This is a genomic window from Streptomyces mangrovi (assembly GCF_900114215.1).
GTDB classification, from domain to species: domain Bacteria; phylum Actinomycetota; class Actinomycetes; order Streptomycetales; family Streptomycetaceae; genus Streptomyces; species Streptomyces barkulensis.
This window is the reverse complement of sequence record NZ_FOSG01000024.1, coordinates 1-15951: the sequence shown is the minus strand read 5'-3', so window position 1 is coordinate 15951 and position 15951 is coordinate 1. Positions and strand designations below refer to the sequence as shown.

Below are 15951 nucleotides of genomic sequence, written 5' to 3'. Positions count from 1 at the left end.
TTGGCTGATCGGGGTGGTGCGTGTGGGCTTGGCCATCGCCGCCGCAGTCTGCCGGGATTGTGGTTTCACACAAGGCCGACGTGGCTCAGCAGGCGGCGGGTGCCAGGGGACTTGTCTTCCCAAGTGTGGCCGTGTTCGAGGCTCTTGAAGACGACGGCGCCCTGGGGGACGCGATCAGCGTGGAAGGTGGACCAGGTGCGGCACGTCGGGCAGTCCCGGCCGATCAGGAACGGGCGCAGCAGGTGCAGTGCGCCGTCGGTGTCGCGGAGGTAGAGGCTGCCGGTTTCCAGGTCGTTGTTGGATGGGGTCATGGTGCGGGTCGGGACGACGGGGTGGTCTCCGGCCAGTTCCCGGTATTCCACCCGGGCGCTGCGGGCGAAGGTGTCCCAGCGGACGTCGGTGACCTCCAGCAGGGGCAGGTCGGCCAGGAAGCGGGCCCGTTCGACCAGGCGGGTCAGGTCGGCGAAGGCGACGTCGATGGCGTGGGGCAGGTCGATCGGGTCGACACGCCGCAGGTGGGCTTGATCGTTGCGACGTTCGCTCAGGGCCTGGCGGGCCTTCTCGGCATCCGAATGTGCCAGCAGTGTCCGGATGTCGTTCAGGGGGTGGGCTTCGGGGAGGTTGTTGAGCTGTCGGCTGGTCGCGGCTTCGTTGAGTACATTCGCCCAGTCGCCGAAGCCCGGGCCGCTGCGCCCGCCGGCGAGCTTGTCCCGGATCGCCGTCACCGCCCCCAAGGTGATCTGTCTTGCGTGGGTGAGGGCGAGGACGAGTTGGGCGATGTAGCACAGCAGTTCCTCGGCGGTGTCCAGGATCGCGGCGTAGGCGGCCTGGGCGTCGCCTGAGCTGATCCGGGCCTCGGTCTCGCGCCAGCGGTAGGCGATGGGGTAGGGGAAGCGGGTGCGGACGCTGTGGCCGAGGTCGTCGAGCAGTGAGGCTGCTTCGACGCGCAGCCTCAGTGCGCGGCCGGAGTCGATGACGCGGGCGCGTGCCCGGGCCGCGGTCTTCTCCAGGAAGACGGACTCGATCACCGAGTCCGCCTCCTGTTCCCACCGTTTGAACTGCTGCTTGGCGGCCGTCAGTTCGTCAAGGGCCTTGGTCAGCGCCTCGTCAGGCTGCGGGACAGGCAGCGCGGACAGCGCTTCCACGGTGGTGACCGGCCGTGGCCCGGCCAGGCTCAGGGCGAGCGGGGTGCGCAGGAACATGGTGATCAAGCGGGCCTGCGGCCGGGAGAGCGGCTTGATGGGTCGTAGGACCACCACATTGTCAGATGCGGCGGCGGGGAGGTGCTCGTCGGTGACCTCGGCGGTGAAGAAACCATGTGGGGACACCGTGACCGGGTCGTGCAGGCGGCGTATCACCAGGTCCCCGGGGGCGAGTTGCAGATCCGCGGGGATGGTCGCCCACAGGGTTTCCTCCGACGGCGGGGCAATCGTGCCGTCCCGGCCGATGTCCCGCGGCCGGACGATGCGCACCGCACCGGGATCCTTCGGTGACGTCAGCTGCTTGCCCTTCCTCAGGGCTGCCTCGCTGAAAGCAGTGCGGTGGAAGGTGAAGAGATCACCGAGCGCGTTGACGGCGCCGAAGCCGGTCAGGTCCTCGCGGCGCCTAAGGATGTGTGGGTCGAAGCGGTCGAAGTACAGGCCCTGCTCTGGGCTGGGTACCTCCCGCAGCACGTAGCCGTGTTCTCCCCTGCCACCCTCGCGGGCCAGCAGCCGCTCAAAGTCCTTGACGACGGCCGCCTCATCCGGGCGGTACGGCACCCGGAAGACCTTCAGTACCGGCCTGGTCTGCGCTCGCGCCCGCAGGAACACGACGACCGATTCCACACTCGCATGCAGATGCGTGAGGGTGCCGAACCCGTAGACGACGAGCAGGGTGTCCCAGTGCTCGGCCACCTTCATGCGCATCTCGGCCAGCCCGGGTCGGTCCGAGGTCCACGCCTGCGCCGGAAGCAGCACCGCCATCACGGCGTCGGGTGAAGGTGGGCGGCACGAGGTCATGGCCTCGACGTAGTAGGAGTCGGGATCGGTGGCACGGCGCCTGGCCGGGTTCGCCCTTCGCTCCCACGTCGGCACCAAGAACAACGGTCCATCGGCGAGAAGCTCCCCAGCGCGTGCGGCCAGTTGCTCCCACGACGGCTCGCACACACTCTGCCAGCCCTCCGGCGCCCCGAACGCCAGCTCGCCAGCGAACGCGGAGCTGCTCAGCACGGCCGGCACGCCCTGGGCAAGCCGCTCAAACCCGATGGCAACCAGCCGTTCACTCAACGACGACAGCCGCACGGTCTCTCCCCCCATGCTGCCTTACGGCTCCCCTACGGAAGGAAGCCTAAGACCTCATAGAGCGCCACCCTGCAGCGTCCGTGTTCCGGCGAGGGCGAAGGTGGTCCGGTACTGACGCGCTGGGACGCGTAAGCGGCATCAGCGCACCTGCCCCTGTCTATTGCGTTCTGTCCCGGCGCCTCGTGGGAGTTAGGGTGACCGCGGCAAGCACGCTTTGGGCGACGCACGGATACACGGCACGCTGGGAGGGGGCCATGGGGCTGCGCCCGACGCACCTCGGTTACGCCTACCAGGACTTGCTCACCGCGCTGCGCCTGGTGGACCTGGCGGTGGGGCGTGCAAGGTCCGTGGTGGTCGACACGAAGATGTTCGCCGGGGACCGGTTCGATGACGTCACCTGTGAGTGGGGCACCGGCGGCCGTGAGCGGCTGCAGATCAAGCACACGGACCACGACCGCGCGTTGTCGGTAGAGAGTTTCACTAAGGACATCCGGGGCCTGCGTCTGGATCTCCTCTTCTCCTCCATAGACCGCGATCTCGCATCGCATCCCGGCACCTCGCACCGTCTCGTGGTGCGCGACACGGAGCCGGACGATCCTGATCTGGTCCGGGTGCTGCGGCCGGTCAGCGCAAGCGCCGATCCCGGGTCGGCTCTGCACGGCCTGAGCAGCCGGCGTTTCCGGTTCGACGCCGCTGCGCTGCGGGCACAAGACCCGTGGAAGACGATGCTCGCCGAGGTCAGCGACGACTTGCTCGACCGTGCCTGTGCCGCCCTCATCGTCGATACAGATGTTCCAGCGTGTTCGCTCAACATCCGCGAGCCGGGCCCGGCCGAAGCGGCCCTGCTGCGTCGCATTACGGAAGAACTAGGAGCCGGACGACCGCCGAACCGGCACCGCGCACCCGAGGACGTGGCGCTGGCTCTCATCGAGGCGGCCAAGGCGGCGCGCAGCCGGGTCGGAACCGTGGCGATCGAGGATCTGCTTCCGCGGCTGGGCTTGGAGGTTGATTTCGGGGCGGTGCGTGAAGGGCACCCCGTGGACCGTGCCACCGAGGTGACCCGCCCGAAGGTGCTCACGACAGTGGTCGCCGCCGTGGAGGAGGCAGCGGAGCACGGAGGCATCGTGGTGGTCACCGGCGCTCCTGGCATCGGCAAGTCGTGGTTGTGCGAGCAGCTCGGTGATGCGCTGCGCGACGCCTGGATCGCGGTACGGCACCACTGCTGGCTCGGGCCCGCGGATGTCGACCGTGAGCAGCGTGTGCTCACGGAGGTCGTGATCGGCAGCCTCCTTCAGCAGCTTAAGACGGTCGCTCCAGAGGCGGTGGAAAAGGTCAGACCCCGCTACGCGGCCACGCGGGAAACGCTCGCGGCCGCTGTCGCTGCGGTGCGCAGCCTGACCCCGGACCGGCCGGTTGCGTTGATCGTGGACGGAATCGACCACGTCAGCCGGGTGCTTGGGTACAACGTCGGCAGCGCGTTTCGTGATCAGGTGGACCCCGCTGCCTGTCTGGTCGAGGAACTGACTGCTCTGAGGCTGCCGCCGGGTGCCGCCCTGGTTATGGCCGGTCAGCCCGGCTCTCACCTTGAGAGGGTTCAGTCCACCGGTGCCGCTCGCGTTACCGTGCCTCCGCTCAACCGCCCCGAGCTGCGGGCTCTGGCGGATCGTCTGGGCGTGGTATCGGCCATGGCGTCGTCCGCTGCTGACGTCGGGCCTGCAGACAGGGCGGAGACTGCCATCACCTTGATCGAAGAGCGTTCGCAAGGCAACGCCCTCTACGCGACCTATTTGTGCCATCAGGCTGTCGGGCCGCCCCCCAGCCTGGGATCGCTACCTGCACCGGACGCCGGAGCCGATCCCCTCGACCGGCTGCGCGCGGTCCCATCGTCAGCGCACGACCTTGATGACTACTACGCCTACCTGCTGCGTGGTCTGACCGCCGAGCAGCGCTATGCCGTCAGCATGCTGGCCGTCTGCGACTTCGCCGTGACCGCTGACGAGCTTGGGGAGATTTTTCCGCTGCCCGGGTTCCTGATCGGCGCCGCGCTGACCAAAGTGGCGCCGATCATCGCGCAGCAGCCGGGCATCGGCGGTCTGAAGATCCACCACGAGAGTTTCAGCCGGTACATCCGCCAGAGCGCTGGCGACCACAGGTGGATCGATCAGGTCCGTGCCCAGGCTGCCGAGTGGCTCTCCCAGCGTGGGTTCTTCACGGATGCACGCGCATTCCGGCACCTCCCTGAGCTCCTGTCCTCCCTGGGCCGCGATGACGAGCTCTCTTCACTGATCGGGCCTGATTTCCTCTCCCGTGCGATTGCCGGGCTGCAGCCTCCAGCCGCCATCGCCCACACCCTGACCGTCGTCGCACGGCGCGCGGCGGCCCGCAACGACTGGCCGATGCTGGTGCGCTGTATCGAACTCAGCCGGGCGCGGGCGACCTACGAGGACGAGGGCGTCCCCGGCTCGTTGGTGACCTACGCAGATGTGCTGGTGGCCCTGTCAGGAGCCGACCGCGTGGCGGCAAGCTTGATGTACGAGGGTGTACCTACGATGTCGGCGCGGTGGGGCCTGCAGTTGTGCGCGGCAGTCGACCGGGCCGGCTGCGCCGCCCCGTGGGAGGCGTACCTGACGGCCTGGGAGGAGGCACGTGAGAGCGAGCGAGTCCACTACGGTTCCGAAAGTGACGAGGCACTCCTCCTCGTGGAGCTGCGCGGGCGGATCCGGCTGCCCCGGCGGGACGCCGACGATTCTGAGTCTGGGGAAGCCCCGCGCACGCTCGCGCAGCGGGTGGCCCGGTTCCTCGACCAGGAAGCCCTGACATCCCCTGAGCGTGCGCTCGGTGTGCTGCTGGACTGTCTGGGGCCCGACCCGTTGATCGAGAGCGCGGAACTCGTCGAACGCCCCGACCGGCGCGCGGCCCTTTTGCTGCATCTTGCTGATGCCTACGGCCATGCAGGCGGCACGCTGCCGTCGCCGCGCACGCTGGCCACCGCGGCTTGGGCCAGCGGGCCGTGCGACCCACGGCGTCTGCTCCGCCATGGCGTGGCGGTGGCGGACCTTGCCGAGGAGGTCTTTTCCGGGGAGGTCTCTGGAGTTCTTGCAGGAGCAACGCAGGAGGTGCTGACCGACCGTGCCAGCGGGCTGTCCGGACCGGTGAGCAGGTGGCTGGCGTTGCTGGCCGTGGCTCAGGCATCCGATCCGCAGGCGCCCGCCCGGCTGCTCCCCCGGCTGGGCGGAGTCGGCTTCTACCGGGCCTGGCTGCGCTTCACCATTGCCACGCTTGGCCTGCGCCATGACGTCGATGCGGGCAGGACTTCGGCCGAGGCCGCTTCATCTGCCGTCCGTGTGGCGCTCGAGCAGCTGGCTCAGCACGCGGACCCGTTCTCGGGCCGTCCTCGTGCCTGTGACCTCGCGGACATCCACCGGCTCGTACGGCAGGTCCTGCACGATGCCGTCGTCCTGCTCCGCGGCAACGACGTGGCGCTGGGCATCACTTCCTTGCAGGCCATCAGCCGCGGCACCACCACGTCTCTCATGGGTATGGCCGGGACTGGCCCTCTGATCACCACGGAGCTGCTGTCCCTGCTCGCCGAGAGCGTCGGCCAGGCCGGGGCCGACGTCGTGCACGAGCTCATGTGCAAGCTGCGCGCGGCGCAGGCCGAGCGCCGTGCGCTGTATGCGGAGGACGCCGACTTCGAGCTGGAAATGGCCCGCGTGAGTCTCGCCTGCGGCGACCCGCAAGAAGCGCAGCGCTGCTGGGAGCGTGCCGCTCGCTACATGGGCGCCTACGGCAGCCACAAGGACATCACCATCAAGGAGCTGCTGGACCCGCTGCCCCAACTCATGCAGGCCGATCCCGTCCAGGCGCGTGTGCGGCTGGCGTGTACGCAGCCTCTTGTGTATCTCGTCACGGCCTGCACCGACGGGCGGGGCACGGCGGGAACACCACAGGAGTGGTGGCGCTCCCTCGCGCGCCTGGACCCGCAAGCTGCCGCGCAGCTGGGCGCCCAGGTGCTGCTGGCCGAGCCGGGGCTGCCCGATGCTTGGGTGGACGCAGCCCACCGGCAGCTGCTGGCCACGCAGGCCGACGCTGCCGACCCTGTGGTCCTGGCCGCGCTCCGTATCGCTGCAGGACCCGACGGCCGCAGTCTCGAGGCTGACATCGCCCTGCTCAGGAGGCTGGCCGCCCTGCCCGGCGGCGACGCGGCACGCATACGGTGCCTCCTGCCGATCCTCGCAAATGCGATCACCTCCACCTACGACGACCAGCCCCTCATCTACGCATCTCATGCCGCAGGAGACGAACCCACCACCGCGCTGTACACGGCAGCACAACGCTGCGGCGGTGAGAGCGGCCCGCCCCGGGCGCCCAAGCCCACCCACAACACCACGTCTCGTCAGTGGTTCAGTCCGGAAAAGCGCTACCCCACGCTCACCTACCTGCACGCCCAGCAGCGCCCCGCACTGCCCGAAGGCTCTGCCGGCATCCTTGCCGCGGTCCGGGACCACAGCAGCAAGGCGTACGACGATGCACCGGGCCCACGGTGGTCCATGGACGCTCTGGCCAACGCGGTCGGATGGCGGCTCGTCGAGGTCACCGTCAGCCAGGGAACCGACGCAGCCGTCCAGCTTCTGCATCGGATCGCCGACGGGATGCGCAGCTCCGGTCCCCTCGAGGTGCTCGCCGATGTCGCGACCGGGCTTCGCCTCCGGCAAAACATCGATCCCGACGCCTTCGGCCGGCTCGCCGCCACGGCCGACCTACTCGCCTTCACCAAGATCCGGGGCGGCGGGGGGTGGCTTTCCTTCGCCGGCAACGACCGGCTGGAACTGTGGCAGCAGGCGTACGCCGCCGACGCCGCCACAGCAATCCGGGGTCTGGCAGACCAGGTGGCCCACGCAATCGCCGCCCGGTCCTACAGCCACACCATCGGCGTCAGCCAGGCGCTGGTCTCGGCCTTCGCCGTCCAGCCTCCGGACACTTCCCGGCCTCCGGCTGCCGACGCGCTCGCCTGCTGGGACGCGGCGTTCGAGGTCATCACCCATCGCCTACCGGGTGACGCCCATCTCGGCGACGGCGCCTACCGCCCAGCGCCGGAGTCGGCCACGCAGCACGACATCGATGCCGCCCTGTGCCGACTGGCTCTGGCAACTATTGCCCTGCCCGAACGCGGCGACAAACGGCGCGCCTTGGTCGTGGCGACGGTGCTCTTGGCCGGTCGCCCCCGCCAGGCCCAGGCCGCGCTGGCGCATGTCCTCTCCTTCGATCTCGGCGCCGGCCCTCTTACCTGGCTCCTGACGGTCTTGCGAAGCCACCTGCCGGACGGACCGCTGGATGCCGCTCTCACCGACCGGCTCGTGGCCCTGTGCAGCTGCGACATGCTCTCCGTCCGGACGGAAGCCTCCGACATTCTTGCCCGTGCTGGCCATGAGCCGCCCGCCTCTCCGGCAACCGCGGCCCATCCGACCCTCGCACGCGCCATTGCCGCCTTCCTCGACACCGGGGACACCGCATGAAAGATCCCCGGCACTTCGCGACCAGCCTCGTCGACCACTACCTAGGAGCCCGCCTCGACGCCGCTGGCAACCCTCCCGGGCTTCGTGAGACCGTCATCGACCTGGTGACCGAAGCAATCCCCCAACGCGTCCAAACGCTGATGGACGCGCAGCTTGATCTCCTGACCAGCCCAAGCCGCACCCTATTTCCCGACGCCTACCTCGCCGACCAGGCCGCCACAGAAGACGCCTTGCAGCAGGCCGCTGCGGGCCTGCGTGCCGCACTTGCCCAGGCGGGCCAACTCGTCAACGCCCGCAACTTCGAGCGCGGTATGGCAGCGCGGCTCCGCGACGATCCCCAGGCAGCGCTACGCGCCGAACTCGCCCGCGTTCCCCGCCCTCTGGCCCGCCCCGAACCCTTGCGCTGGTCGCTCGACCCTGCGCCCTGGCTCAGCGACAGCCAGCAAGAGGAGAAGTCGTGGCCTCCCGTCGGGCTTGCCGAGGTAGCCGGCCTGCGGTGTCTACCGGGGGGAGCCGCGGCCTTCTCCCGAGTCGACGACGGTCCTCACGCGGGATGGGTGCAGATCGGCCTGGTGGAGCACCACCGCACCCCCGCACGCCGCTACCCGGACCAGCCCAGCCGTAAGGTACTGCTCATCGTCGGGCTGGAAGCCGCCAGCGACAATCCGCCCCCAGGCACACTGCCCGTCTCCCGGGGCCCCTGGCAGTTGTGGATCCACCCGTGGCAGCGCTTGGCGGTTGGTCTAGCGGCGCAGGGGCATGCGGCAGCCGAGTACATCGGCACCAAGGACCAAGCCCTCGTGGCACTCGCTGACACCGGTACGGCCCCTCTGGCTGGTTCAGTCCGCCGCCCGACCGGATTGGGAACACCGCCCTACGTCCTTGCGCCTGCCGCCAGTGTCGTGGCACTGCTCGGTCTTGAACCGACGAGCGGCGTCTGTGGCTTCAGCCTCAGCGACACCACCGGCGAGGCAATGATCTGCCGCCAGTGGCGAGGTCACCTGGTCCACGACGGGAACTATGAGCCTCTTCTGCCCGCAGTCGCGGGAGCGGACCTGCTCATCCGCCCGGACCTGTTCACACGCCTACACGACACGATCGGCCTCTCACGCTGCCAAGCGGGCATCAGTGTTCACCACAGGTCGGCAGACGAGGACGAGGGTTTCGACGACGGCTGAGGCACCTTGGACCTTGAGGTCCCCATCCGGCTGCTCGCACTGTCCGGAGACTGAGCTCATTCCGCTTTGACGGACACCATCAGTGTAGTGGTCGGGCGGCCAGGGCGGCTCCGTGATCAGCAGGGCTGCGCGTCTGAAACGCATATTCCGTACACCTGGAGGCGGCGTAGTCCCCGCGCTGCAGAGGCACCCTGCCACGCGGTGCCGTCGGCTGGCGGGTGACGGAGGACAGCCACAGGCACTGTCTTGGCGATTTCCGTCTCATAGCAGTAGGTGTCCTGTAGCGTGCCGCTGTTGTGGCGAGCGGCGGTGAGGTCGCTGCGCGGGGCGGGGATCAGGGCATGCACGTGTGGTTCGAACGTATGGCGGAAATTCCGGGGTTGGGTTTTGACGGCAGTCCTGGGGTTGCCCGCGGCGCCATCCGGGGCGCGTATGGCCGTTCTGAGCAGTCCTATGGCTCGTTGATGTGGCCCACTCCTGAGGGCAGTACGTCGGCCATGCCGGCCAGTCGTCACGTGCCGCCTGATGCGGACGGGGCGGAACTGGCTACCAAGGTCTGGGAGGCGCTTGAGCTGCCGGGCTCGGCGATGGACTACCACTTCGTCTTGCAGGGTGCGGTCGATCGGCTGTGGTCCTCACGGCGTTCGTATCCAGGAGGTTTGGCGTTACTCGAGGTGTTCGCCTTGTTGGACTTGGAGTTGGTCGAGGCCGCGCCGCAGGCGGTGTCCTTCGACGGCCCTCCGGTCCCGGGCACGTTCGTACGCATCGCTTCTGTTCCGCGGCTGGTGTCGTTGCTTGAGCGTGAAGGCGCCTTCACCGAGGCCCTGGCTCTGGCCCGGCGGCTGGCCCGGTTCGGACAGGGCGAGGACGCAGTGACCCGATTGTCAGAGAAGATCGCTGCCTGGGAGGCCGAGGCGGCAGGGGGCAGGGTAGCGTGACCGCGAGTCTAGATCGGCTGCTCCCCGCAACGTCCTATCTAGAGGAGGCCTTCCTCCGCTGGGTTCTCAGCCCGGCCGTCGGCGCAGCCATCATGCCCCATGTACACAGCCAGTATCCGGTGACGGTCAACGACCGCACCTACCGGCTGGACTACCTGATCGCAGGTGCTTCGCTGCAGTTGGCGGTCGAGCTCGACGGGTTCGCCTTCCACAGCGACCGGGCAGCGTTCACCTATGACCGGCTGCGGCAGAACGACCTGGCTGCCTCCGGCCTGACCGTGCTGCGGTTCTCCTACGATGCGGTGCGCTCGGATACGGCACGCTGCGTCGCCCAACTGCAGGCGATGTTGCGGCAGGACGCGGCACTGGCGCGGTTTGTGATCGACACGCCGCGGGTGGATGTCCCCGATATGGCCGGCGATCCGATGCGGGCGGCCGACCCTCCCCACTACATGCAGCGGGAGACCGGCAGGGAGTACTTCGCCGGTGCGCGCTCCCAGGTGGATCGCAGGCCGTTGCGGGCTTGCCAGGACGAGGCCCTGGCCGCGCTGGCGAACTATTACGCTTCCGGGGGTCGGCATGCGGCCACCGTGATGGCGGTCGGGTCCGGCAAGACGGCGCTGGGAGTGACGGCCGCACTGTCGTTCACCAGACGGCGGGTGCTGGTGGTGACTCCGGGGTCGGTCATCCGCGGCACCTTCGCCAAGGCCCTCGACCCGGGAGCGCCGGGCAACGTCCTGTACGGGCTGGCGGGCGGGCCGCTGCTACCCGGCGCCCGCCCTCCGGCCACGCTGGTCCTAGACGCGGACGAGCAGCAGATCAGCCGGGCCAGCCGGGAGCAGCTGCTGGCAGCGGACATCCTGGTCACCAACTTCCACGCCCTGGGGACCGGCGAGGAGCCTGGGCATCTGCTGGCCAAGCTGGAGCCCGATGACATCGACTTCATCGTCGTCGACGAGGCCCATATCGCCGCCAGCGCCTCCTACCAGCGGCTGTTCGCCCACTTCCATGCGGCACGCACGCTGCTGATGTCAGCGTGTTTCCAGCGGCTGGACGGCAAGCCGATCGATGCCGACGTCGTCTACCGCTACCGGCTGGTGGACTCCATCGCGGACGGTTCGGCCAAGAACCTGCGGATGCACCGCTTCGCCCCCGATGCGGCGGCGACGGTATACGAGGCGGTGTGGCCGGACGGACGGTGCGAGGAGATCACCGGCCGGGACGCCCTGCTGGCCGCGCTGGGGGACGAGCGGAAGATGGCCCGCATCACCGCGCAGTCCGATGCGCCGATCCGGCAGGTAATGCGGGTGACCAGGGCGTGTTTGGAAACGCAGGCCAAACTGCTGGCCCCGATCAAGCCTCGGGTGTTGTTCGCGGCGATGGGCGAGCGGCATGCCGAGCAGATCGCGCGGATCGCCGAGGAGCACGGCATCGCCTGTGCCACGCTGCACCACAGCATGTCGCCGACGGCGATCGCGGCCACGCGGCGGCGTTTCGAGTCCGACTCGGGCGATCTGCAGGGCATCGTGCAGCTGCGAATGCTCGGCCAGGGGTATGACTTCCCGCCCATCACCGTGGTCGTGCCGATCAGGCCGTATGGCAGCTTCGGCGAGTTCTACCAGTTCATCGGGCGTGGCATGCGCGTCCTGCGGTATCCCGGACTGGCAGCGGACCGGCAGTATCTGGACGTGGTCTGTCATGCCGAGCTCGGCCTCGAAGACCACCTCGAAGCCGTCTGCGCGGAGAACGACATGGACCCCGCCCTTGTCCACGACACTCCACCGATCGACGCCGGCCCCTTGGCGGACGATCCCGCGCCCAGGGACGGTGAGGGCGGGGCGCTGGGGCCGGCGGTTCCGTCTGGCCTGGATGCGTTCGTGCTCTATGAGCGGGGAAGCGTCGAGGAGCGCGTCGTGCATGACCTGGACCGGGTCGAGGCCCGCCGGGCGGAGCGGGAACTGCAGCTGATGGCCCAGCGCTACGCCGTCTACGCCCAGAACGCCGACGCCCCGGTGCCGTTTGAGCAGTTCGTCGAGTACATGAGGAGGCTGACCGGTGGCCGGTAGCCAGGCCCGCTGGTGGCATCCGGCCACCGACACCGATCCCGCGCAGGCGCTGGCTATCGAGGCGGCCGCCGGACAGCAGCAGCGGTTCGCCGAGCTCGACGCACTGGCGGCCCGGCTGCTGGCCACGGCATTTGCCGGACAATCGATTGCCGTCATCTGCCCTGGTCGAGGGCTTCGGACCCCGGACACCGTCGAAGTGACGGCCCTCACCCGGGACGAGGCGGTCTTCTGCGCCGGCATGTTCGGGGTCCACGAGCAGCAGCGGCGCGGCGCGTGGTACCTGCCGCAGAAACTCTCCGTGAAGGCAGGGGCCGTCAACCTGCCCCACCTGCTGCGTGAGCGCCCCGCCCATGCGCTGACGCTGGCCACCGATGACACCGCCCGCCTCACTGTTGTAGAGGGTGCGGACACGGTGCTGCTGTGGGCGCTGCTGGTGCCATTGTTCGAGACGCTGCTTCAGCCAGTGCGCCTGCGGGCGGCGGGCGATATTTTCCCGCCCACCGAACAGCGGCGGTTTTGGGCACATATTGAGGAGCGCTACCGGCTGCTGGGCATCGACGCCGGGGTGCTGGAGGTCTTCCGCTTCGGCGGCGGCTGGCACGCACTGGACCGTACGGGGCAGCAGCAAGCCCGTCTGAACCTGCTGGATGCCCTCGCCGCGGCTGATCATACGGAGATCGCCGCCCGTCATCGGATTCAGCAGCTGCAAGGGCTGATGGCTGGCTTCGCCAAGAAGGCCAAGAACGGCACGGCCCTGGCGCGCCGGGTGCTCACCCGGGCGCTGCAGCCGGTCGTCTCCGCCTACTTCGCGGGCGACTGGCTGGCCGTGCTGGACTACCTTCAGGCCCCTCCTCACCCGGATGAGGAGGTCATCACCGCTTTGCCCGAGCCGCGGCTGTATGTGGGCATGTCCTCCCAGGCGGCTGGCACGGCGGCCGAGGCGGGCATCGCAGAGGACGAGATCCAGGCGATGCTCGCCGCTTTCCTGGGCGCTGGCAGCTCCCTGTCCCCCGTCGAGGAGCGGGCCGCGGCCCTGCACAGTTGGTGGGCCGGCTTCGACCAGGCGCACGCCGTCCAGTCACCGGGGATGCCTGCGCTGTGGGGCCTGGTCGATCAGAACCTGATGAGTCTTTCCCGCACCGAGCAGGGGTTCACCCCCCAGCTGTACCGGCAGAGCCTGCCGGACGAGGTTCTCGAACAGGCCGGGCGGCTGTGGGGAACGGTGACGCTGCAGCGCCACCCTGGCAGCATCGTCAGCAACCCCCGGCCGCACCAGACGATGGCCCAAGCCTTCGGTGCCGCGGCCGAGTTCTGGCACGGCGTCGGGCTGACCGCTTGGTTCGTGTGCGAAGGCCCCTACTCCCGCACCACCCTGTCCGGCGTCGACCGCTACTACAGCCGGCCGCTGGCCGCACTCCGCTCGACCGGATGCCCGATCGATGCCTCCCTCTTCGAAGAGCTGCGCGCCGCCGAACAGCATCTGGGTCCGGAGGAAGAGATCACCGACAGCAGGGCCAGCACGGTCGAGACGTCGTACGGGTCTTTGACACTCACCTCCGGCATGAGTCACGGCACACGCCGCGAGGGCTTCGAGCAGGTGCGGGACATCATCACCCGGCACCGGCGTGCCTGGGCCCAGCGCCATCTCGACGCCTACCTGCAGCACCGCTGGCGCTCCGAGTTGGAGGAGGTCGCCCACCAGTACCACCGCTTCGTCGCCGCCAAGGGACGTCCGCCCACCCTGGCCCAGTTCGCCCGGTTCGCCACTCCGGCGGCCAACCACTGGGCCGGAGGCGACCTGGGAACGCTCTACACCACCATCGGCGAACCAGCACCCTCCCAGCAGGCCCGGCCCACGCGCCTGCTGAGCGGTGACGGCTACGACTTCGCCCGGCGGGTGTACCAAGAACTAGGCGGCAAGCCCGTCGACCACGACACGTGGATGAGCAACCCGGAAGAGACCCAGCGGCAGTGGCAGCTCAGCCGGCTGGCCACCGAGAGCCTGCGCTACCTGCAACTACACGAAGCACTCGGACAACCGCCCACTCCCCAACAGTTCGGTACCCGGCGTCTGGCCTGGCCCTGGCCTGGCGGAGAAACCGAAGGCTGGCCCTTCCTCCAGCACGCCCTCGCCACGCTCACCCGCACCAGCCCGTCTGCGGCCATGCCCGACTCCCCCACCGCCGCTGCGCCGCCTCACGGCAAGGAACCCGGCACACGGCAACGGCTAGCCAAGGGAGGCAACGCCTCCCTTGGAACCGAACCGACCACGGTGCGTATCACGGCCACCGGCGCACCGGTCGACGTCTCCGCTGTCCTCCTCACCGGCAGCGGCAAGGTACGAGGCGACCACGACCTCGTCTTCTACAACCACCCTCACCAAGACGGGGTCGGCGCCGGCAGCGACACCATCACCGCCGACCTCACCCGCATTCCCGAGGACATCCACAAGATCGCCGTCATTGTCAGCATCGACCTCGAAGCCCGCCCCACCACGGTCTTCGACGCCCGCACCACCTGGCGGGCCGACATCACCCAGGCCTCGGGCACTGCCCTCTCCTTCAAGCCACCGCCCTTCACCGCGGGCGAGACCGTCACCATCGCCGTGGAGCTCTACCGCCACGGCCCGGTCTGGAAGACCCGCGCCGTCGGGCAGGGCTACAACACCGGCCTGGCAGGCCTGGCCACCGACTACGGCATCGACATCGACGCCTGATACCGGCAGCACGGCGCCCCCCACCACCACCGCTCGGCAGCGCGGGCATCTCGTCGGCGCAACAGACGATGGGGGGTCTCTCCGCATCAGACACATCCCACAGACACCAGTCGACTGCCGGCCCCTCGGGTCCGGGGCCTGCAGAGCGGCGACTGGACATCCGACCACGGTCCGTGTGCTCCCCTCACCGCCCAATGGCTGCTCCGGCCCGGCCAACCGACGCAAGACCCCTTGGACATCGGCTCGGCCCAACCTCCCCCACCCCCTACCATCCGCAACGGGATTGTCGACGGAGTTGCGACATCCTCTGTCAAAGTGCAGCACCGCAGGTCAGTGGCGTAACCACACCAAAGACGGCTTCATCGCCGCAGGTAACCGGAGTACCCCGCAGCTGTCGATGGACCTGCAGCACCCCAGGCCAGCCATCTATCGACGTTCCAACTGTGCGGACAAGCGACATTCCTTCAGGCTGTCGATCACCTGGTCGGCCTCGTCCGGGGACGGTCGAGCTCCTGGGCAAAAAGCGCACTCGCCGCTTTGAGGATCTCGTTCGCGCGCCTCAACTCCGCTACCCCTTTGCGGAGTTGCTTCAACTCCTCATGCTCCGCAGTGGTCAGCCGGTCGCCGCGTTCGCCGGCGTCCGCCTCGGCCTGGCGGACCCAGCCCCGCAGGGCCTCCTTGTGGATGCCCAGGTCCTTGGCGACATGGGCGATCGGCCGGCCGGTGGTGCGGACCTCGCGGACAGCCCGTTCACGGAGCTCGTCCGGGTACTTACGTGGTGCTGGCACTGCTCGTGGTTCTCCTTCGGACCAGGATCATAAGCCTGGCTTCAGGGACTCCACGAAACCGGGGTCAGCTCAGGGGACTTCGTCCGAGAGGGACGACTTGACCCGCTTCCGGCAGGGACCACCCCCGGCGTGCATCCTCATGGAATGCACGCCGACGGATGATCCCGTGGTGTTCGCGGCGGAGTGCGTCGAGGTCAGCAGTGAATGTAGATGCTCCGCCAGCCGACGGGCGCGGGGCTCGACGCGTCGCCCCGGAAGGTGTAGTGCGGGCTTCCTTGACAGTTGCGGGTGTTGAACATGCTCGCGTCCTGACCCGTGTGGTCGAACCGGTAGGACCCGCGGTGGTTGAGGCTGAGGTTGCTGCAGCCGCACCTGGTGACCTCCGAGCTGGTGCCGGTGTAGTGCGCACCGGACCAGCCCCGGAAACTGCTCGCGAAGGCCGCTCCTGTGCTCATCACCAGGACGGC

Annotated in this window: 7 protein-coding genes and 1 pseudogene; 5 read left to right on the top strand and 3 right to left on the bottom strand. The window is 68.8% G+C overall.

The genetic code is table 11. The annotated features are described in order from the left end of the window. Positions 1-65: 65 nt before the first annotated feature. Positions 66-2297 carry a hypothetical protein gene (locus BM237_RS24830; protein ID WP_139238168.1) on the bottom strand — a complete coding sequence of 744 codons (2232 nt, stop codon included), beginning with the start codon at positions 2295-2297 and terminating at the stop codon, positions 66-68. Between the two features lie 239 nt (positions 2298-2536). Between BM237_RS24830 and BM237_RS24825 the strand changes: the two genes are divergently transcribed. The 5 genes from BM237_RS24825 (at position 2537) to BM237_RS24805 (ending at position 14696) form a co-directional block, all read left to right on the top strand. After that, the gene (locus BM237_RS24825; RefSeq protein ID WP_093851967.1) at positions 2537-7798 is read left to right on the top strand and encodes an ATP-binding protein; all 5262 of its coding nucleotides are present in this window, start codon (positions 2537-2539) and stop codon (positions 7796-7798) included. Next, entirely contained in the window at positions 7795-8976 is a 1182-nt protein-coding gene (locus tag BM237_RS24820; RefSeq protein WP_093851966.1) for a hypothetical protein, read from the top strand. Before BM237_RS24825 ends, BM237_RS24820 begins: the two co-directional genes overlap by 4 nt. A 341-nt stretch (positions 8977-9317) precedes the next feature. Continuing rightward, on the top strand, positions 9318-9914 hold the full coding sequence (locus BM237_RS24815) for a hypothetical protein (RefSeq protein WP_093852025.1): 597 nt from the start codon (positions 9318-9320) through the stop codon (positions 9912-9914). After that, complete coding sequence (locus BM237_RS24810) at positions 9911-11980, top strand: DEAD/DEAH box helicase family protein (protein WP_093851965.1); 2070 nt, start codon at positions 9911-9913, stop codon at positions 11978-11980. Before BM237_RS24815 ends, BM237_RS24810 begins: the two co-directional genes overlap by 4 nt. Further along, positions 11970-14696 carry a TerD family protein gene (locus BM237_RS24805; protein ID WP_093851964.1) on the top strand — a complete coding sequence of 909 codons (2727 nt, stop codon included), beginning with the start codon at positions 11970-11972 and terminating at the stop codon, positions 14694-14696. Before BM237_RS24810 ends, BM237_RS24805 begins: the two co-directional genes overlap by 11 nt. Before the next feature lie 497 nt (positions 14697-15193). Here the strand turns inward: BM237_RS24805 and BM237_RS24800 are convergent. Both BM237_RS24800 and BM237_RS24795 read right to left on the bottom strand, forming a co-directional pair. Then, positions 15194-15484 (bottom strand): annotated as a pseudogene (locus BM237_RS24800) (transposase); the annotation flags it as partial. Positions 15485-15678: 194 nt separating this feature from the next. Continuing rightward, the coding region (locus tag BM237_RS24795; protein ID WP_139238167.1) for a MiAMP1 family antimicrobial peptide at positions 15679-15951 on the bottom strand (273 nt) is incomplete at its 5' end.

Excerpts from the sequence above, each read along its gene's own strand:
- BM237_RS24815 (WP_093852025.1), top strand. The coding sequence starts at position 9,318 with ATGCACGTGTGGTTCGAACGTATGGCGGAAATTCCGGGGTTGGGTTTT.
- BM237_RS24820 (WP_093851966.1), top strand. The coding sequence starts at position 7,795 with ATGAAAGATCCCCGGCACTTCGCGACCAGCCTCGTCGACCACTACCTA.
- BM237_RS24825 (WP_093851967.1), top strand. The coding sequence starts at position 2,537 with ATGGGGCTGCGCCCGACGCACCTCGGTTACGCCTACCAGGACTTGCTC.
- BM237_RS24830 (WP_139238168.1), bottom strand. The coding sequence starts at position 2,297 with ATGGGGGGAGAGACCGTGCGGCTGTCGTCGTTGAGTGAACGGCTGGTT.